The organism is Pseudorhodobacter sp. MZDSW-24AT, from assembly GCF_002794355.1.
Classification (GTDB): domain Bacteria; phylum Pseudomonadota; class Alphaproteobacteria; order Rhodobacterales; family Rhodobacteraceae; genus Pseudotabrizicola.
This window is the reverse complement of sequence record NZ_PGOI01000007.1, coordinates 619282-637907: the sequence shown is the minus strand read 5'-3', so window position 1 is coordinate 637907 and position 18626 is coordinate 619282. Positions and strand designations below refer to the sequence as shown.

The 18626-nt window shown below is 59.0% G+C and carries 19 protein-coding genes; 4 read left to right on the top strand and 15 right to left on the bottom strand.

The features are described 5' to 3' along the window. Positions 1-102 precede the first annotated feature (102 nt). The gene (locus CUR21_RS09125; protein ID WP_100196670.1) at positions 103-618 is read left to right on the top strand and encodes a CAP domain-containing protein; all 516 of its coding nucleotides are present in this window, start codon (positions 103-105) and stop codon (positions 616-618) included. 29 nt (positions 619-647) lie between these two features. On the opposite strand, the gene CUR21_RS09120 is transcribed toward CUR21_RS09125, so the two are convergent. The 8 genes from CUR21_RS09120 to CUR21_RS09085 all read right to left on the bottom strand — a co-directional run bounded on the left by CUR21_RS09120 (position 648) and on the right by CUR21_RS09085 (position 9719). Beyond that, a complete protein-coding gene (locus tag CUR21_RS09120; protein ID WP_100196669.1) occupies positions 648-1145 on the bottom strand; it encodes a murein L,D-transpeptidase family protein in 498 nt (165 codons plus the stop codon). A 68-nt stretch (positions 1146-1213) separates the two neighbouring features. After that, on the bottom strand, positions 1214-2005 hold the full coding sequence (locus tag CUR21_RS09115) for an ion transporter (protein WP_198431651.1): 792 nt from the start codon (positions 2003-2005) through the stop codon (positions 1214-1216). 33 nt (positions 2006-2038) lie between these two features. After that, on the bottom strand, positions 2039-3259 hold the full coding sequence (locus CUR21_RS09110) for a class I SAM-dependent RNA methyltransferase (protein WP_100196668.1): 1221 nt from the start codon (positions 3257-3259) through the stop codon (positions 2039-2041). Further along, on the bottom strand, positions 3256-5106 hold the full coding sequence (locus CUR21_RS09105; protein WP_100196667.1) for an ABC transporter ATP-binding protein: 1851 nt from the start codon (positions 5104-5106) through the stop codon (positions 3256-3258). The genes CUR21_RS09110 and CUR21_RS09105 overlap by 4 nt, the downstream gene beginning before the upstream one ends. Next, positions 5103-6944 (bottom strand): ABC transporter ATP-binding protein, encoded by a 1842-nt coding sequence (locus CUR21_RS09100; protein ID WP_100196666.1) that lies wholly within the window; start codon positions 6942-6944, stop codon positions 5103-5105. Before CUR21_RS09100 ends, CUR21_RS09105 begins: the two co-directional genes overlap by 4 nt. A gap of 63 nt (positions 6945-7007) precedes the next feature. Then, positions 7008-8150, bottom strand: coding sequence for a CCA tRNA nucleotidyltransferase (locus CUR21_RS09095; protein WP_100196665.1), 1143 nt, complete (start codon positions 8148-8150; stop codon positions 7008-7010). Beyond that, on the bottom strand, positions 8147-8740 hold the full coding sequence (locus CUR21_RS09090) for a CoA pyrophosphatase (protein ID WP_100196664.1): 594 nt from the start codon (positions 8738-8740) through the stop codon (positions 8147-8149). Before CUR21_RS09090 ends, CUR21_RS09095 begins: the two co-directional genes overlap by 4 nt. Further along, complete coding sequence (locus CUR21_RS09085) at positions 8733-9719, bottom strand: Hsp33 family molecular chaperone HslO (RefSeq protein ID WP_100196663.1); 987 nt, start codon at positions 9717-9719, stop codon at positions 8733-8735. The genes CUR21_RS09090 and CUR21_RS09085 overlap by 8 nt, the downstream gene beginning before the upstream one ends. A 77-nt stretch (positions 9720-9796) precedes the next feature. On the opposite strand from CUR21_RS09085, the gene CUR21_RS09080 reads away from it, so the two are divergent. Beyond that, positions 9797-10243, top strand: coding sequence for an NUDIX hydrolase (locus CUR21_RS09080; RefSeq protein WP_100196662.1), 447 nt, complete (start codon positions 9797-9799; stop codon positions 10241-10243). On the opposite strand, the gene CUR21_RS09075 is transcribed toward CUR21_RS09080, so the two are convergent. Then, positions 10231-11451 carry a PP2C family protein-serine/threonine phosphatase gene (locus tag CUR21_RS09075; RefSeq protein WP_232622743.1) on the bottom strand — a complete coding sequence of 407 codons (1221 nt, stop codon included), beginning with the start codon at positions 11449-11451 and terminating at the stop codon, positions 10231-10233. The genes CUR21_RS09080 and CUR21_RS09075 overlap by 13 nt on opposite strands. Before the next feature lie 217 nt (positions 11452-11668). Here CUR21_RS09075 and CUR21_RS09070 point away from each other — a divergent pair, with 217 nt between their 5' ends. Beyond that, complete coding sequence (locus CUR21_RS09070) at positions 11669-12010, top strand: Hpt domain-containing protein (protein ID WP_232622735.1); 342 nt, start codon at positions 11669-11671, stop codon at positions 12008-12010. Here CUR21_RS09070 and ilvA read toward each other — a convergent pair. The 4 genes from ilvA to CUR21_RS09050 form a co-directional block, all read right to left on the bottom strand. After that, on the bottom strand, positions 12007-13254 hold the full coding sequence (ilvA, locus tag CUR21_RS09065; protein WP_100196660.1) for a threonine ammonia-lyase IlvA: 1248 nt from the start codon (positions 13252-13254) through the stop codon (positions 12007-12009). The genes CUR21_RS09070 and ilvA overlap by 4 nt on opposite strands. A 67-nt stretch (positions 13255-13321) precedes the next feature. After that, positions 13322-13630 (bottom strand): hypothetical protein, encoded by a 309-nt coding sequence (locus CUR21_RS09060; protein ID WP_100196659.1) that lies wholly within the window; start codon positions 13628-13630, stop codon positions 13322-13324. Next, positions 13630-16134 (bottom strand): cytochrome c oxidase subunit I, encoded by a 2505-nt coding sequence (gene ctaD, locus CUR21_RS09055; RefSeq protein ID WP_100196658.1) that lies wholly within the window; start codon positions 16132-16134, stop codon positions 13630-13632. The genes CUR21_RS09060 and ctaD overlap by 1 nt, the downstream gene beginning before the upstream one ends. Further along, the gene (locus CUR21_RS09050) at positions 16127-16690 is read right to left on the bottom strand and encodes a cytochrome c oxidase subunit II (protein ID WP_198431650.1); all 564 of its coding nucleotides are present in this window, start codon (positions 16688-16690) and stop codon (positions 16127-16129) included. Before CUR21_RS09050 ends, ctaD begins: the two co-directional genes overlap by 8 nt. A gap of 153 nt (positions 16691-16843) precedes the next feature. On the opposite strand from CUR21_RS09050, the gene CUR21_RS09045 reads away from it, so the two are divergent. Continuing rightward, entirely contained in the window at positions 16844-17371 is a 528-nt protein-coding gene (locus CUR21_RS09045; RefSeq protein WP_100196657.1) for a DUF2231 domain-containing protein, read from the top strand. Here CUR21_RS09045 and CUR21_RS09040 read toward each other — a convergent pair. Then, positions 17353-17829, bottom strand: a complete 477-nt coding sequence (locus tag CUR21_RS09040) for a CopD family protein (protein ID WP_100196656.1) — start codon at positions 17827-17829, stop codon at positions 17353-17355. The two genes, CUR21_RS09045 and CUR21_RS09040, sit on opposite strands and share 19 nt — an antisense overlap. After that, complete coding sequence (locus tag CUR21_RS09035; protein ID WP_232622734.1) at positions 17826-18572, bottom strand: cytochrome c oxidase assembly protein; 747 nt, start codon at positions 18570-18572, stop codon at positions 17826-17828. Before CUR21_RS09035 ends, CUR21_RS09040 begins: the two co-directional genes overlap by 4 nt. Positions 18573-18626: the final 54 nt, after the last annotated feature.

Sequence of the window (18626 nt, the reverse complement as noted above, 5' to 3'; positions counted from 1 at the left end):
ACCCTGACGAGTCACGCAGAGTTGGGTTTGAATTATCGCCCCTGTTTCGCTAAACAGCCTTCGAAACTTGGTGCCTGCGGGCCGGAATGATCGGAATTCAAGATGAACAGACGTGTGGTCCTGACCCTTGGTGCGGTTGGTCTGCTTTCTGCATGTGTCCAGCAAACTGCGGCTGTGCCGGTCGATGCAAGCGGCCAGCCCCTGCCACAGGTCTATCGGATCGCGCCGGGAACGGAAAACGAGGTTTCTTTCCGTCTGCTTGATTCGGTCAATTCGCTGCGCCGCGCTCAGAATGCTCAGCCTTTGGTGTTCAATGCGGCGCTCAATGCCGCAGCGGCGACACATGCACGCGACATGTCGGTGCAGAACCGTCCTTGGCATTTCGGATCTGACGGCTCTTCGCCCCTGACGCGGGTGCAACGGGTCGGCTATACCGGCGGGCTCAAGGGAGAACTGATTTCCGAAACCTTTGAGACAGAACTGGTGACACTTGCCGCGTGGATGCGTCAGCCCGAAACGCGTGCCGTGATCCTTGACCCATCAGCGCGTGAGATTGGCTTTGCATGGTTCCAAGAGCAAAGTGGCAAAATCTGGTGGTGCCTTGTCACCGGGGGCTAACCCCCGGGACTTGCCTGACTGAGTAAGTATTAGGGAAGGATCTGGATCGGCGTTCCGTCTTTCACCATGGCGTAAATCCGTTCCATCTCTTTATCGGTCACGGCAATGCAACCTGCCGTCCAATCGCGGCGCGACACTTTCTTCTTGGGACCCCCATGGATGAAAATGTCGCCGCCCGGCTTCTTGCCAAAGGCTTCAGCATAGGCGCGATCCGCTTGATTGGGATAGGAAATCCCGATCGAGAGGTGGAATTCCGAATTCGGATTTCGGCGGTCAATGATGTAGGTGCCTTCCGGTGTCCGGCCATCGCCTTCAAATTGCTTGTGCCCGATCGGGTTGAATCCCAAGGCAATATCGTAGGATTTCAGCACTTTTTGGTGGTGGAGCAGGTACATCTTGCGGGCGGCCTTGTGGACTTGGATCGATGTCACCTCTGGCCCGTTATAGGTCTTGAACTTGCTTTTGTTTCCGCAAGCCGCCAAGCCAAAAGCCAGTACCAAAATCGCCAGAATCCGAAAAACCCGCATGTGCCCTGCCCTGCATTTTTTTGCCCGCATATCGAATTTTGCGAACACTGCCTAGCAACTTTGGCGGTTCACTTGCTCACGGGTGTGTCATCAGGTTTGGCAAGACGTGCCTCGATCGCAGCCAGACGGCTCAGCACCTCGTCTCGGTAAGCATCTGTTTTCAAGTTGTCTTCAGCTGAATGGGCGTCTTGCATCGAGTTCACGATCAGACCGACCAGCAAGTTGACCACGGCAAAGGTGGTGACCATGATGAAGGGCACGAAGAACATCCACGCGTAAGGGAATGCCTCCATCACCGGGCGCACGATCCCCATCGACCAGCTTTCCAGCGTCATGATCTGAAACAGCGTATAGGCCGAATTGCCCAGATCGCCAAACCACTCTGGAAAGGCGCTACCGAACAGTTTGGTCGCCATCACGGCACCGATGTAAAAGATGATCGCCATCAGCAGGAAGACCGAGCCCATGCCCGGCAGAGCCGTGATGAAGCCTTCGACCACCCGCCGCAGTCGGGGAGCCACCGAAATGACGCGCAGAACCCGCAGGATTCGCAGCGCACGCAAGACAGACAGGCCTTGCCCGGCAGGCACCAAGGCAATCCCGACGATCAAAAAGTCGAAGACGTTCCAGCCAGATCGGAAATAACGCGCGCCATGCGCGAAAAGCTTGGCTGCTATCTCGGCAACAAAGATGGCAAGGCAGATCTTGTCCAACAGCAGGATCAAGCCCCCGAACCGTGTCATGACAGTGGAAGAGGTTTCCAGACCAAGAATAACGGCGTTGAACAGGATCACTCCGATGATGGCGTTCCTGACCAAAGGTTTTTCCAGCCAGTTACCCACTGCAGCGCGCGTCATCATTCTCTCCGGGTCCAAGGTTTGTCAGCGGATATGCTACCGAACGAAGCGGCCAACAAGTTCCACATGCGCTGACCAGCGAAATTGATCAACGACCTGGACCCATTCAAGCCGATATCCGGCCTGAACGAGCGTCTTGGCATCCCGCGCGAAGGTAACGGGGTTGCATGACACCATGGCAATGACTGGAACTGTGGAATGCGCCAGACAGCGCACCTGCGCCTCGGCACCCGCACGCGGCGGATCGATGACAACCCCCGTCACGGACTTGAACTCATCCGGCTCCAACGGCCGGCGAAACAGATCGCGCGCCTCAGAGCGAACAGGTTTTAACCCTTCCGTGTTGCGAGCAGCCTTGTCGAGCGCAGCGATCATCGCAGGATCGCCTTCGACAGCGTGGATTTCGGCTGTTCGCGCCAAAGGCAGGGCAAAGGTCCCGATACCGGCAAAAAGGTCGACGATTTTCTTCTGCGGCCCCAAAGCCTCACAAACGGTTTCCAGCAAGGCCCGCTCGCCATGTTCGGTGGCCTGGAGAAAAGCCCCCGCAGGCGGCGCCACCCGCGAATCACCAAGTGTTTGGATTGGCGTGGCCCGAAGCGCCACAGTCTCATCCTCCCAAGTCAGGCGAGAAAGGCCATGCGCTTCGACAACGCGGGCAAGCTCCAGACGCAAAGCGCTGTCAAGCGGCTTGCCGCCTGTCACCACCACATCGGGCCCACCCAGTGCCTTGGTCACCATCAAGGACACTTCCTGCGTGCGGGACCCGCCCAGGCGCACCAATTCTTCCAGCCCGGGCATAGCGGCCATCAGATCCGGGTGCACCAGCTGACAATTTGGGATCGGGATCAACGCGGCAGACCCGCGAGCATGAAATCCGATCATCGCCCCGCCCTTCGTCCGGCGGGCAGCGAATGTGGCCCGCCGCCGGGTGCGCGGCGGAGATGTCAGGATCGGGCGGAAAGGTGCGTGCAGGCCTTGCCCTGCCAAGGCACCTTCCACACTCGCAGTTTTCCAATCTGCAACCAAGGCATCAGAGGCATGCTGCATCAGACAACCACCACAGCTGCGTGCGTGGCTACACGGTGGCTTAACCCGCGCGGGGCTGGGGGTCAGGATCTTCGCATTGTGCAGGCGGTCGCCTTCAAGCTCGCCCTCGACCACCTCTCCCGGAAGCATGCCTGCAACAAAGATCGGCCCGCTTTCACCTTGCGCGATGCCATCGCCAAGATGCCCCAGCCGCTCAATGGTAATGATCACTCTGCCGCTTCCTTTTCGTCCGACCCGATAAACCCGCCTGACTGGCGGTTCCAGTATCGGGCATAAAGACCATCGCGCGCCAAAAGCGCGTCATGTGTGCCTTCTTCGACAATACGGCCTGCGTCAAGCACCACGATTCTGTCCATGGCCGCGATCGTCGAGAGACGATGCGCAATGGCCAGCACGGTCTTGCCTTCCATCACCCGGTCCAAGGCCGCCTGAATGTTGGCTTCGACTTCGGAATCAAGCGCAGAAGTGGCCTCGTCCAAAACAAGAATGGGCGCGTCCTTCACGAAAGCGCGGGCCAATGCAATGCGCTGCCGTTGCCCCCCCGAAAGCTTGACACCGCGCTCACCCAGAAAGGCATCATAGCCCTTGCGACCGGTATGATCGATCATCTGACTGATGAACCCATCGGCTTCCGCAGCGCGGGCGGCGGCGATGATGTCTTCCTCAGAGGCGTCCGGGCGACCATAGGCTATGTTATCCCGGGCCGAACGGTTGAACATCGCGGTTTCCTGCGTCACCATCCCGATTTGTCGCCGCAGGCTTTCCTGTGTGATCTGGCGCACGTCTTGTCCGTCAACCAAGACCGCCCCTTTTTCACAGTCATAGAGCCTGAGGAGCAAGGCGACCAAGGTGGACTTGCCCGCGCCACTGGCCCCCACGATCCCCAGCTTTTCGCCAGCACGGATGGTAAGGTTCAGGTTCTCGACCCCGCCTCTACGACGACCATAAGCAAAGCTGGCATCAGCAAAAGTGATCTCACCACGCACCGGCGGCAAATCCCTTGCATCGGGCGCATCGGCCAATTGATGCGGCGCCGACAGGGTTTTCATGCCATCTTCAACCTCGCCAACCGATGTATAGATCGACATGAGCGTGAAGCTGACCCAGCCTGACATTTGCGCAATGCGCATCGAGATGGCGCCAGCGGCGGCGATGGCGCCCGCCGTTGCCTGACCTTGCTGCCATAAAATCACTGTTCCCCCGATCAACAGCACCGGAAGAACCCCGGCGAGCGTCATCAATGAAAGACGGAACCATGTGGAAATCACGCCGAATTCGAGACTACGCTCGCGAAAAACCTCCATCGCCTTGAGCGCAACGCGGTCTTCAAAGGCCGCATGGGCAAAAAGCTTGACGGTTTTGATGTTGGTGATGGTGTCCACGACCTGTCCGGAAACCATAGCGCGGGACGAGGCGCGGGCGGCCGAATTGACACGGACGCGCGGCATGAAAAAACGAATCAGCAGGACATAGGTTACCAGCCAGACCGCAAGCGCCAAGGCGATCCGGGCATCAATCGCCACCAGAAAGACCACAGAACCAATTACAGAAGCCAAGGCAAAACAGACTGTGTTGATCACCTCGGTTGCAACATCCGTGACCGCCCGCGCGGCTTGCATCTGCTTTTGCGCAATGCGTCCGGCAAAATCGTTGTCGAAGAATGTCACGGCTTGCCCCAGCGTCCACCGGTGCAGGCGCGACAAGACCAACGGCATGACATTTGGCCCAACCACGATGCTGTTGGAAGCGGCGGCCACCCCAAAGGCCAAGGGCCGGAACACCAAATAGAACAGAACAAACATCACAAGCAGCAACAGATGGTCGCTAAAAAAGCGATCTGGCCCCGCATTCAGCGCCGCATCGATCACCCAGCCCAAGATAACGGCAGACACCACTTCGGTTGCCCCGGCGAGCGAGGAAAAGAGGCCAGCCAACCCCAACATTGGCCAAGAACCGCTCAGGCACCACCGCATGAAGGGCCAGAGCTGTTGCGGTGGCTGCCCTGTCGCTGGACGAAACGCTTCGATGAATCCACCCAGACGCCGCAATACGTTCATGCCGTTTCCTCAAGCCCAATGAAACCGCCTGATTGGCGCGACCAGAAGCGGGCATACAATCCGTTTAACGCCAACAGTTCGGCATGTGTTCCTTGTTCTGCAATAGACCCGTCTTCCAGCACCACGATCCGGTCCATGGCCGCGATGGTTGACAGGCGGTGCGCGATGGCAATCACTGTCTTGCCTTCCATCACGCCAAAGAGCGCGTCCTGAATCGCTGCCTCTGCCTCGGAATCCAACGCGCTGGTGGCTTCATCCAAGATCAGGATGGGCGCATCCTTCAGAATGACGCGCGCCAGAGCGATGCGCTGGCGCTGCCCGCCCGAAAGCTTTACCCCGCGCTCTCCGACATGCGCGTCATATCCTTGGCGTCCCTCCGGATCTTCCAGCGTATGGATAAAATCATGGGCGTCGGCGCGTCGTGCTGCCGCGATCATATCGGCCTCAGAGGCGTCAGGACGGCCATAAAGAATGTTGTCCCGCACAGACCGGTGCATCAGGCTGCTGTCCTGCTGCACCATGCCGATCACCCTCCGGACGGAGTCTTGGGTTGCTTGTGCGATGTCCTGACCATCGATGCGGATCACCCCACCCTCGGTGTCGTAAAACCGCAAGAGCAGCTTGACGAGCGTCGACTTTCCGGCACCCGACCTTCCGACAACGCCGATCCTTTCTCCGGGCCGGACGGTCAGGCTCAGATCTTGAAGCCCACCAGAACCACGCCCGTAGTGATGGCTGATCTTCTCCATCTCGATCTTGCCTTGGGTCAAAACCAAGGGTTTGGCGCCCTTTGCATCAACAAGCTGGATCGGCTGGGTGATCGTCTCCATCCCTTCAGCAACAACCCCCAAAGCCTGTACCAAAGACGTGAAGGCCCACATGATCCAATAGGTCATGTTGTTCAGCCGCAGGACCAAAGCAGTGGCCGCCGCGACGGTGCCAACCGAGGCCTGTCCCTGATACCACAGCAACAGCGCCCAGCCTGTCACTCCGACGATCAGGCCGCCATTCAACACCGTCAGCGCCAGATCCATTTTGGTGACGATGCGCATTTCCTTGGCAAAGGTGCTGCGCGCATGCTCGATTGCGTCTTTGGCATAGCGCATTTCCATATCGTGATGCGCAAAGAGTTTGACCGAATGTATGTTGGTATAGGCATCAACAACCCGCCCCGTCACCGCCGAGCGCGCGTCAGAGCTTGCCTTTGCAGCGGGACCGGCGCGCTTTACCGTCCATTGAACTAACCAAGCGTAAAGCGCGAACCAGATCACCAGCGGCAACAACAACCGCACATCCGCGCCCGCAAGCATGATGCCCGCGCCCACCACGGTGACGCTGGCGAAAGCGACGGCATCAAAGGTCTGGAACACAGCATCGCCAGCGGCTGGCGGTGTTTGCATGATCCGGTTTGCGATCCGCCCCGCAAAATCACTCTCAAACCAGCCCACAGGTTGACGGATCACATGGCTGTGCGCCCGCCACCGGATCATCGTGCCGAAATTGGGCAGGATGGTGTTGTGCAACAACGCAACGTTGGCCACCAGCAGAATGGGGCGTAAAATCAGGATCGCGGCGGCAACCGCCAGAATTTCGGCCCCATACTCTGCCCAAACGGCGCGCGGCCCTGTGGTGGACAAAAGATCCACCAGACGCCCGACATACCAGATCAGCGCAACGTCGGCAAAAGCCGAGATCACCGACAAAGTGGCGGTGATCGCAAAGACACCCCGGAAAGGCCGAATGTACTGCTTGAGAAACGGCCAAAGCTTACGCGGAGGCGTATCAGTCTGCTCGTATGGACCGTAAGGATCCACGAGCCGTTCAAAATAGGAAAACACTGGGGTCAGCCTTATGCAGGATACATAAGGGATATAGCGGCAATAAAGCCCGAGTAAAACCGTTTAAGCCAAAAGCTGGTCTCGGGTCAGCGTGAGGTTGCTTGCCAGCCAGCGCTGTTGCGCTGCCTTGAGCGCTGCACCCAGTGCCGGGCCTTGAAAGCGATCCATCAAATCGCTCGCACGGATTGGGAAGATCGCGGCTGCCCCTCGCGCCACGTCTCGTGCCCAATCGGCCGGCAAGGGAGACTCCATAACGGCGGCACGTGCAAGGACGGCGTCCGTTCCAAGCGCCTCACCCAAGGTAAAACCAAGCGCTGCCGGACTGAGGAGGCCGCCGATCTGGCCTTGCAGCGCACGCAGATCACTTGCCTCTTGTCGGGAAAGCCGGAGCCTTGCAGCGGCATCGTCCCCCCCCAAGACCGCCAAACGCCGCAACCATCGCGGAGGCAGGTCGGATTCGAGATGCACCAAGGGCGCAAGGCCACGCGGATCGGCGCCCGGAAGGATCTGCGGCAAAACCCCCGCGCTATTCATAGAGGCCACAGCGGGCGCGGGGTCTGGCGCGGCAAACAATTTGCGCATCTCGGCCCCGATTCTTTCGCGTGACAACTTGTCTAATCCTGCAGAGTTTTCAGCACAGGCCGCCAGACCTTCTGCGTCCATCCCTGTGTTTGGGTCCCCATAATGCGCATAGAACCGGAAAAAACGCAGAATGCGGAGAAAGTCTTCAACGATCCGCGCATTTGCATCACCCACAAAGCGCACCTTGCGCGCCACAAGATCGGGCAAGCCACCTAAAGGGTCGATTACCGTGCCGGTGCGATCCGCGTATAGGGCGTTCATGGTGAAATCACGCCGCCCCGCATCTTCTTCCACATGGTGGGAGAAGGCCACAGTTGCGTGGCGTCCGTCGGTTTTTACATCCCGTCGGAAGGTGGTCACTTCATGCGCGAGACCGCCCGCAATCACCGTGACAGTGCCATGGTCGATGCCCGTGGGAACAACACGGAAACCACAGCTTTCAGCAATGCGAGACACAGTTTCAGGATGCGCGTCTGTGGCAATGTCGATGTCGCCGACGGGAAGCCCCATCAGCGCATTGCGGACACACCCCCCGACGAAAAAAGCACGATAGCCGCCCCGCTCCAAAGACAGGCACAGCGCCTGCGTTTCGGGATGGTCCAACCAAGGTCCGCTGACTTTCACGTTGAGGCACGCTCTGCCAAACCCCGCAGAATGCGCGCGGTCGCACCCCAAATATAGTAAGGGCCGTAAGGCACCGTATAGTAGCGGCGCCACTGGCCCATCCAAAGCCGCCGCTCTATGGCATAGTGCGAAGGGTCTAGCAGATGGGACAGCGGCACCGAGAAAGCTTCTTCCACCTCCCCAGCCTCTGGAATCGGTGTAAAGTCTTGACGGATCACTCCCAATACAGGCGTCACCATGAAACCCGTCACGGTTTCATGCGGCGGCAAATGCCCGATCACCTCCACGCACGCGGGAGGCAGAGAAATTTCCTCATGAGCTTCACGCAAGGCGGCGGCTTCAACCGAGGCGTCTTCGGGTTCGACCTTGCCGCCCGGAAAGGAAATTTGCCCCGGATGATGTTTCAGATGCGACGCGCGTTTGGTTAAGATCGCCCGCGCGCCGGTCGGCCTCAGCCAGATTGGCACAAGAACAGCCGCCGGACGCAGGCTCCGACCGGCGGGGGGATGTATGCTGGGGTTCAGATCAAAATCAGACGATTCTCCTGCTGGGCGCTTCAGGGCACGCAACAGGCGGCTGATCTCATCCATTCTTGCCCTCGAAACCCAGTGTGGTCGGGTCCATTTCGTAATGTGCCCCGCAAAACTGGCAATCCGCGGTGACAATCCCTTCCAGCGTGGTCATTTTCTCGATGTCTCTTTGCGAGTAAATCGACATCGTGTTGCGCACCTTTTCTTCCGAGCAGGAGCAACCAAACCGCACAGGCTGGGCATCGAACACGCGCGGACCTTCTTCATGGAACAACCGGACCAGAAGTTCCGAAGGCGTCACATGCGGCCCGATCAATTCAATGTCTTCGACTGTATCCAGAAGAATATTGACGCGGGTCCAGCTTTCACCTTCTTCGCCACCAAGAATATCACTGTGCTGCAACAGGCCGCCTTCGCCCGAGCCTTGATCGGCCGCAACGCTCATGCCGGCTTTTGGCATATGCTGCAACATTACGCCGCCGCCACGCCAATGGGTTGCGCGCCCCGGCTCGGCGCTTTGGCCGAACGTCAACGAAAACCGGGTGGGCAATTGCTCTGATTGGGCAAAATAGGTCTCTGCACAGGACGACAAAGAGCCTCCGGCAATCGGTGTGAACCCCTGATAAGGCACCATCCCTTCACCTTGATCCAGCATGACGGCAAAATAGCCGGTGCCGATCTGGCTGAACGGATCGGCGTTCGGGTCAAGGCGATCGGCATCATAGCTTGCATAGGCACGAATGCGCGCAGGCTCGCCGTCTTCGCTGGGTCCGTAATAGTCGGTGGCAATCAGACGCGCCGGGCCATTGCCACGGATTTGAAGGCTCAACTTCCAACGCAACTTCACGGACTGCCCGATCAGCGCAGTCAGCAAAGCGGCCTCAGCCACCAATGCCTCAATCAGGGGCGGATAGCTGTGTTGCGATAGCACCTGCTCAAGCACACCGTCCAGCCGCACCACACGGCCGCGGATGTCGGACTGGTCGAGTTGAAAGGGCAGGACGGTATCGTCCCAAGCGATCTGCGAACCAATGGTCATGGGGTTTCCTTAGCGAGCCAATCTTGGCATACCGCGCCTATATAGGCAGGGCAACCGCACTACCAAGGGGCAATCAGATGCGACGCTATGGTGAGGCCGTGAAATCCGGCCAGAAATACCGCCCCCGACCTGGGGTTTATGCGGTTCTGCTGGATGCAGGCTATGTGCTGACCACACATCAGGCCGAGCCAATTCCGGAATATCAACTGCCCGGTGGCGGCATTGATCCGGGAGAGCACCCCATCCCCGCATTGCACCGGGAGGTGCAAGAAGAGACTGGCTGGAAAATCGCCATAAGCCATCGGCTGGGCGCCTATCGCCGGTTCACCTATATGCCGGACTATGACAAGTGGGCGGAAAAGATCTGTACGATCTATCTGGCAAAACCGATCCGTCGGCTTGGGCCACCCTCAGAGCCCGGACACACAGCGCTATGGTTGCCCGCACAGCAAGCGCTGGAGCAGATCACCAATATTGGCGATCGTGCATTTCTTGCGCAGGCGTTGAGCGTTTATCCACGGTAATCAAATAGCAGACCTGACACATCGTCAGGAAACTCTTCCGAACCCATATGCGCCGCCAGATCCCAGATCAGTGCATCGAAAAGCTGTGAAGACTCCATTCCGCGATTTTTTCGGATCATGGCTTCAAGCCCTGCTTCCCCCAGTTCTTGCCCCGTGCGTGACGGACATTCGGTCAGCCCATCCGACAACAGAAACAGCCGATCCCCCGGATTCAGCCGCGCCGTGATGCGCTCATGCACGGCGTCAGCCAGCAGACCAATCGGCAAGCCACCTGCCCCCAAACGATCAATCCTGCCATTTTTGCGCAGGATCATAGGGTAAGGATGGCCCGCCTGCACCAAAGCGATGGCACCACTGCTTAGGTCAACTTGCGCATAAGCCATGGTAAAATATTGATCGACCTGTAGGTCTTCGAGCATGGTCCGGTTAAAGCGGGCTGCAACCTCTTCCGGTGGTAGCGCTTTGAAGGAGCCGTCTTCCCGACGCTGAAAGGCAATGTTCTGATCTGGGGCAGCGGCGGATAGATACCCCGCCAGCCTTGCCGTCATCATGGCCGAGGCAACGCCATGCCCCGAGACATCCACCGAATAAAGCGCGACATGGGTTGTGTTCAATTCGAAAAAGCCGGCAAGATCGCCGCCGACATGGCCCGAGGTGCGCAGAAAAAGCGTGGCCGCCCCACGGCCCCAATCGCGGAAACGGTCACGCACCAAAGTTTGCTGCAGCTTTCGCGCCTCAATCAGGTCGCGGTCCACCATACTGTGCGTGCGCTGGAGCTCCGCCAAGGTTGTGGCCAGCAATTGGTTTTTCTGCGTGAGTTCTTTGTGCATCCCGACGATGCGTTCCCCCGCCCGCAAGCGAGCGCGCAATTCGTCCAGAGACACAGGTTTAGTCAGAAAATCGTCGGCGCCAGCCTCAAGCCCGAGGGCAATTTCCGCTTTTTCGGATTTTGACGTCAACAAGATGAAATAGGCATATCCCTCGCCCTCCAGGCCGCGAAAGGCGGCGCAAAGCTCAAGGCCCGACATGCCATCCATCATCCAGTCCGACAGAATGATATCAAAGCTGACCGTCGCGCAGGCGGCCAGCGCCTCTTCGCCCGAAGCAACCTCTGTCACCTCATAGCCCCAGCGCGACAAAGACATACCCAGCATCATGCGCTGAGCCTTGCTATCGTCAACGACCAGAACCCGCAGGCGATGCTGCATCAGCGGCGGTGGGCCCGCGGTGCTGGAGGAGACAGACTCGATAAGCTTCATAAACACAAAATCCCTTCACGCGCTTCAGATGAACGCAGAAGCGGTTTAACTGGCGATGAAGCTTAAAGTTTTTGCTGATTTGGCTTGGGCTACCTTGTGCAGATAGTCTTGAATTAACGTGGCTCACGGACACTCAGTCTGCAAAACCTGGGTTCGGCGCAGGCGGATGGAGGGCGGAAAAATGATAGACTGGAGCCGCGTTCAGGAACTGAAAACTGAAATCGGAGCCGATGATTTTTTCGATGTCATCGATGTTTTTCTGCAAGAGACAGACGCAGTTGTCGCGCGTCTGCCAAACCTGTCAGATCCACAATCCTTGGCAAATGACCTGCATTTCTTAAAGGGCAGCGCCTTGAATCTTGGCTTTGCGGAACTTGCTGAAATCTGCCAAGACGGCGAAAAGCTGATGGCTTCAGGCGTTGAGGAAATGTCCGCGCAGGCGATCCTTGACGTTTACGCACGGTCCCGCCGGGCCTTTTTGGGCGGAATCGGCATCTTGGCCGCCTAGATCAGGAATTCAGACAGGATACCATCATTTGTGATGTCCCGATAGGGAAACGCTGCGTGGTCCAGCCGTGCGAACAGCCGGGTGAAGTTTTCGGGCGCTTTGGTCTCAATGCCGATCAGCACCGAACCGAAGTTCCGGGCCGACTTTTTGAGATATTCAAATCGTGCGATGTCATCCTCGGGGCCGAGCATTTCCAGAAAATCACGCAAGGCGCCTGGGCGCTGTGGCATGCGCAGAATGAAGTATTTCTTGAGCCCCGCGAAGCGTTGCGCGCGCTCTTTCACCTCTGGCAGTCGTTCAAAATCAAAATTACCGCCCGATGTAACGCAAACCACCGTCTTGCCCTGAATCAAAGGCGCCAGCTCTGGCAAAACATCAACGGAAAGCGCCCCCGCAGGCTCTAGAACGATGCCTTCCACATTCAGCATGTCGAGCATCGTGATGCAAATCCGATCCTCTGGCGCAAGAACCACCTGACCGGGGTCAACCCAATCAAGCAGCGCGAATGTCTTGTCCCCCAAGCGGGCCACCGCAGCGCCATCAACAAAGCTGTTCACTTCGGTCAACGTCTCGGGGTTGCCCGCGCGTAAGGCAGCAGTCAGCGATGCGCCCCCCAATGGCTCAACAAAGCGAAAATCCACATCGGGAGCTGCACTGCGCAGATAGCGCGTGACACCTGACGAAAGGCCCCCGCCTCCCACCGGCAAAATGACCAGATCGGGGTCACCGCCCAACTGATCCAGGATCTCAACCCCCACCGAGGCTTGGCCGAGAATGACGTCGTCGTCATCGAAGGGGGAAAGGAAATAGGCCGCCTTCTCTTCACAGAATGATTTTGCCGCTGCGAGGGTTTGATCGAAGTAATCCCCCGTCAAAACAATCTGAACCTGCCCTTCACCGAAGATCCGGGTTTTATCGATCTTTTGTTGCGGCGTCGTGACCGGCATAAAGATGGTGCCCTGAACGCCAAAATGACGGCACGCATAGGCTACACCCTGCGCATGATTTCCGGCACTGGCGCAGACGAAATGCTGCAAACTTGGCTGTGCTTCGCGCGCCTTGCGCATAGCAGTAAAGGCTCCGCGCAGCTTGTATGAACGGACCGGGGAAAGATCTTCGCGCTTTAGCCAGATGTCCGCACCAAACCGTTGCGACAAATGGTCATTGCGTTGCAACGGCGTCGGATCAAACAGATCGCGCAGGGCATCGGTTGCAAGGCGGGCTTGTTCTGCAAAATCTCTCATGCCCTTGGATGCCGCAGCCGCTTGGCTTTGGCAAGAGCGGTGGACGCGCAAGGCATTCGCCGTGCCTTCAGCCACAGGAAGAGGTGACCACGATCGGCAAGAGCGTGACACCGCTGGCAACCAGTCCAATCCATGCGCCAGCGCGTTGCAACCGGCCTTCGCGATCATGCCCCTTTGGCATCTGCCACAACAGGACAAGATGCAGGACAAGACCTGCCACCCATGCCCCCATCATCGCCGCGATGTGCAGGCTTGTGGGGCCGAAAGACACAGAGGGCCAGCCCCATGCACAACCGATGCCATGCAAGGCATAAACCACCACAAAAAGCACGGCCCAAAGGGTGGGTCCCGCCAACATCCCCATCGCCCAGCGCATCAGAGCACCTCTTGCGCGGCGACAAGGAGCCCCGAGATGGCTGTCGTGGCCAAGGCAAAGTCTTGCCACAACCGCCAGACCGGGACAGCGCCACGTCTTTGCGCACTGATACGCCCGTCGCGCGCATCTGCATGACTGCGCGCCGCGAGAAGCGTGGCAATCCCCATATGAACCACGGCAAAACCCAGCAGAACGCCTCGCAAGGCATCACGGGCGTGACGCGTCGGATCATCCAGCAGTAGGGCAATGCTGACCAAAGCCACGAGGGCGATGACACCCGAGACAACGCCAAGCCGGGTCTGTGTCTGGGCAATCGCGCTGCCGCGCCGGGCTTCGGCACGACGGGCAAACAGCGCCCCGAGCGTGAGGGCCACCAAAGCCACGCCGATCAACATCGCCGACCAAAGGCCGGACAGCCCCGACTCCGGCGCGGGCCATGCAGGCGCAACCACCGACAAGAAGCCCACACCGAACAAAAGGCATGCGTAAAGCGAACTGTCGGCCACCAAGGTCGCCACTGCGCCACCATAGGCCAAGGTCCCGCGAACCTGCCAGTGAACTGGCAAGCTTTGACCCTTGGCAACAAGGATTGGGGCATGATCAGTGTCGGCCCCCATCACCGCGCCCCAGCGCCACAGAGTGAGCACGATGGCGACAAGCGCCAAGGGCGTAAGCCAGTAGAGGCCCGCGAGCATCAACATGAAGAAGCTGCCAATCACGGCGGCGGTCGCAATGGGGAGCATGGTGTTGTCGGGCAACACCGCAACATGCTCGGGCCGCCCGCTGCCTGCGTTCACCACCAAGGTTTCGCGCCATCCGCGCGGAGCCCCTGGCAGCCAACCCGTGCCGCGCGCAAGGGCGACGGCGGCATCTGCATGGTCCAGACCGGGCCCGGGCAGCGAGGCGAAGTTATAGGCCGGCGCCGGCAAGGACATCGCCCAATCCAGCGTGGGCGCGCGCCACGGATTGCGCCGGCTGTGCGCGCCAAAAATCACCTGCATCACAATGTCAAAGGCGAACAAGGCAAAGCCCATCGCCATCACCATGCTGAAGATCGAAGATACCAAGTTTGGGATAATCCATTCCGGATTATCAGGATAGACATCGATCCTTCGTGGCATACCCAGCAAACCTGTCAGGTGCATGATGAAGAATGTGCCGTGGAACCCGATCAGGATCAGCCAGAATGCTGCCTCTCCAACCCGGGGCACCCGCGCCCGCCCGCAAATCAGTGGCATCCAGTAGGTCAGAGCGGCCAGCATCGGGAACACAAACCCGCCGATCAGCACATAATGCAAATGCGCCGTGACGAAGGCTGTGTCATGGGCCTGCCAGTTAAAGGGAACGATGGCAAGCATCACTCCGGTCAAGCCACCCATGACGAAGGTAAGAAAGAAGCCCAGCACATAAAGCATCGGCAGTTTCAGCTCTGGCCGGCCCTTCCAGATGGTGCCAATCCAAGCAAAAACCTGCACCGCAGTCGGCACGGCCACCAGCGCGGAGGCGGCAGAAAAAAACGCCAAGGCCATATGGGGGATCCCCACGGTAAACATGTGGTGCACCCAAAGCCCAAAGGACAAAAACACCAGCCCCAGCACAGCCGCGACAATCGTGCCATATCCCAGAATCGTGGTGCGGCTGAGCACGGGGATGATGGTCGACAGCGCCCCGGCGGCGGGCAGGAAGATGATGTAGACCTCTGGGTGACCAAAAAGCCAGAACAGGTGCTGCCACAAGAGCGGATCACCGCCCCGCGTCACGTCAAAAAAAGGCCAGTCGAATGCCCGCTCCAGTTCCAGCAGGATGGAGCCGAGGATCAGTGGAGGGAAGCCCACCAGCATCATGACGCTGGTGCCAAGCATATACCACCCCATCAGCGGCATGCGGGTTAACGGCATGTCAGCAGACCGACAGCGCAAAATGGTGACTGTGATCTCCACCGCGGCGGCCACAGCCGAAATCTCTACAAAAGTGATCCCAAGCAGCCAGACATCGGCGTTGATGCCTGGAGTATGAGTTTTGTCTGACAGGGGTGTATACATGAACCAGCCGCCATCGGGCGCCACCCCCCCCAGAAGCGACAAGAGAATGATCGTGCCCCCGAACAGATAGCACCAGTAGCCCAGCGCCGAGAGACGCGGGAATGCCATATCCCGCGCACCCAGAATCTTGGGCAAGAGCCACAGTGCCAGACCCTCGAGCATAGGGATGGCAAAAAGGAACATCATGATGCTGCCGTGCATCGTGAAGATCTGGTTATACACAGCGGTGTCGAGAAAAGCCCCGCGCGGGGTCGCCAGTTGCGCGCGGATCAACATCGACAAAACCCCGCCGATGGCAAAGAAGACGCAGGCGGTGGCCATAAAGCGCAGGCCAATGGTGCCATGGTTGACGGACGCCAGCACACCACGCCAACCGGGCAGATCGCTCCACACGGCGGTCAACTCCCGATGCAGAGTAAGTGCACGCTGCGGTGGGTTCACCGATTGGGTTTGGTCATTCATCTGCGCCCCCGGTCTGACGGTTGGAAAGGTCGGGAAACGCCCCCGGTTCATAAACGATCACGCTGAACCGCATGAAGCTGTGGCCCAAACCGCAGAATTCGGCACAAAGCCCTTCGTATTCGCCCGGTGTGTGCGCCATCAGGCGGGCCACATTCACCCGACCCGGCACCGCATCCATTTTGCCGCCCAGACGTGGCACCCAGAAACTATGGATCACATCGGTGGACGTGATTTCGATGTCGATGGGAACACCGGCTGGGACATACAGCACCTCTTGGGTTTCCAGAGGCTGGCCGTCGGGTCCGGGCTGACGGAAAGCCCAGCCCCATTGCCGGGCCTCTGCCGCGACCCGCACGGCGCCGTCGCTGCGTGGCAGGATACGTTCTCCAACCCAAAATCCGTAGCCAACCAGCGCCACCAGCACTGCCATCACAAAGCCCACGCCCAAACCCAGCGTCCAGACGCGTTCGTCTGCGCCTTTGCCTTCAGGCCTGCGCCAAGCCCAAGCAAGCAGGATCAGCACAAATGCGATTATGGCTGCAGAACCTATCAGCATGACCCACCAGAGGCCTGCGATGAGGTCAGCCGATGACCCGGCTGGATCAAGCGTTGACAGCGAGCCCTGACATCCGGCCAATACAGGAACCAAACCTACCAGCGCGGTCTTGTATCCGTACAGAGCGTTTTTCCCAACATGAGGCCCCGCCGTATGACAGACAGACCACGGAAATCGCGCAGACGCCGCCTGACGGACCCGATTCAGCAGCGCGAGTCTTTCAACGTCACAGAGTCCAAGATCGCGATTGCCGGACATCCGTTGCATGCGATGATGGTCGCCTTCCCCATCACGCTTGCCTTCTGTACCTTTGCCGCGGACGGCCTTTACTGGTGGACGGGTGACACATTCTGGCCCCGTGTTGGTCTGTGGTCGGCCGGGGTGGGGTTCTGTGTCGGCGTGCTGGCAGGCATTGTCGGCACAATGGAGCTGTTGGCGGTTGCAGGCATCCGCGTCCGCTCGGCCAGCTGGACGCATTTCGTCCTTGCCGTCATGCTTTTGTCGATGCTGGGGGCCAACTGGATCATTCGGCTGGACGATGCCGTGGCCGCTGTGCTGCCTTGGGGCGCGTTGCTTTCGATGGTGACCGCCGGGATGACAGCCATCACCGGCTGGCACGGCGGCAAGCTGGTGTTTGACTACCAGATCGGAACACAACCCAGTCACAGAGACCCTCCCTGAGGTTCCAAGAGAACGACAGGCAACAGATCACCGATCCAAGCCACATCGGGTTTTGCGAGGACAAGCCAAAGGACCACCGCGATTTGCGGCACCACCAAGAGGATGGCGATGAGGGGCGGTGGCATGCGAAAGGTGCCGCCGCTCTCGCCCGAACGCAGGACCAGATGACCGATCCAGGCATGAACCAATGACATGCCGCAGACAAAGGTCAGCTTTACCCAAAGCCATTCAGCCCGAACATCCGCCGCAAAGATCAAGGCCGTTCCGGCGGCTATGGCGGCCACGGCGGCAGGTGTTGCAAAGACTGTGTAACCTGTATGCGTGACCAAACGGAATTCGGTAAAGCGCGATTGCGCCTTCGCCCCCCTGTAATGGTGCAAAAGAATGGGCAGCGCGATCAGTGCTGCGCACCAGCACAGCAGTGCCGCGATGTGCAGGAACTTGAGCGCCGCAATCACGCTGCAAACCCTTGTTTCCAGCCGCGTCGCACCATCCACAGGGCAAGCCCCGCCAAGGGAAGAAAGCCCGGAACCCACATGATAAGGCCAGCCAACTGCTGATCGGCAAGAAGGGTCAGGCCAAAAGCCTCGCTCCCGATCAGGTGCTGGGGATACAGTCCGGTGGGAGCAAAGGTCAGAACGGCGCCAATGAACCCCATCGACGCCGCCAAACCTCCGACGCCCAGCGCATGCGCCAACAGATCTTCTCCGCTTTGCCGAGGGTGAAGAATGGAAGACCAGAACAGCCAAGCTGGCAGCAAGGTCACGACCTGCATCCCCCAATAGATGCCGACAGAAGACCAAGCGGCATCATAAACTGCGGGAACGTGCCACAAGACCAACGCTGCCGTCGTGGCGGCCAACGCCAAAGGCGCCGACAGGGCACGCCAAGGCAAGGCGACTGCAAGCGCTGGGGCCACGACCGACACCAGCACCAGATGATGCACTGCGCGCGCAGAGAACAGGGCAACGGTGGCGGCGCAAAGGGGCGAAACAAACGCGACAATGACACCGACGAAAGCAATCGCCAAAGCGCTATCTTTCCCGGAGGAAAAGCCCACCTTGGACCGATGCAAAAGAAGGGCGCCAAAAGACAGGGTAATCATGGCGATGAGCCACGGATCGAGATTCCAAGTGGAAAGCAATGCCTCAGCCGTGGTGAAGGGGCCGCAATAGGGCGTTGACTCAAAGCCGTTGGTCACTGTCCACACCTGTCTTTTCTTACCCTTTCGGCCGCTCACGACCATGGCCGCGCG

Bases quoted from the DNA above. Each gene is read 5' to 3' on its own strand.
- CUR21_RS09085 (WP_100196663.1), bottom strand. From the start codon at position 9,719: ATGACCATTGGTTCGCAGATCGCTTGGGACGATACCGTCCTGCCCTTT.
- ctaD (WP_100196658.1), bottom strand. From the start codon at position 16,134: ATGAATGACCAAACCCAATCGGTGAACCCACCGCAGCGTGCACTTACT.
- CUR21_RS09075 (WP_232622743.1), bottom strand. From the start codon at position 11,451: ATGCAGCATCGCCTGCGGGTTCTGGTCGTTGACGATAGCAAGGCTCAG.
- CUR21_RS09050 (WP_198431650.1), bottom strand. From the start codon at position 16,690: ATGCTGATAGGTTCTGCAGCCATAATCGCATTTGTGCTGATCCTGCTT.
- CUR21_RS09070 (WP_232622735.1), top strand. From the start codon at position 11,669: ATGGAGGGCGGAAAAATGATAGACTGGAGCCGCGTTCAGGAACTGAAA.
- CUR21_RS09060 (WP_100196659.1), bottom strand. From the start codon at position 13,630: ATGCGCTGGGCGATGGGGATGTTGGCGGGACCCACCCTTTGGGCCGTG.
- ilvA (WP_100196660.1), bottom strand. From the start codon at position 13,254: ATGAGAGATTTTGCAGAACAAGCCCGCCTTGCAACCGATGCCCTGCGC.
- CUR21_RS09105 (WP_100196667.1), bottom strand. From the start codon at position 5,106: ATGAACGTATTGCGGCGTCTGGGTGGATTCATCGAAGCGTTTCGTCCA.
- CUR21_RS09120 (WP_100196669.1), bottom strand. From the start codon at position 1,145: ATGCGGGTTTTTCGGATTCTGGCGATTTTGGTACTGGCTTTTGGCTTG.
- CUR21_RS09090 (WP_100196664.1), bottom strand. From the start codon at position 8,740: ATGGATGAGATCAGCCGCCTGTTGCGTGCCCTGAAGCGCCCAGCAGGA.
- CUR21_RS09080 (WP_100196662.1), top strand. From the start codon at position 9,797: ATGCGACGCTATGGTGAGGCCGTGAAATCCGGCCAGAAATACCGCCCC.
- CUR21_RS09045 (WP_100196657.1), top strand. From the start codon at position 16,844: ATGACAGACAGACCACGGAAATCGCGCAGACGCCGCCTGACGGACCCG.
- CUR21_RS09115 (WP_198431651.1), bottom strand. From the start codon at position 2,005: ATGATGACGCGCGCTGCAGTGGGTAACTGGCTGGAAAAACCTTTGGTC.
- CUR21_RS09125 (WP_100196670.1), top strand. From the start codon at position 103: ATGAACAGACGTGTGGTCCTGACCCTTGGTGCGGTTGGTCTGCTTTCT.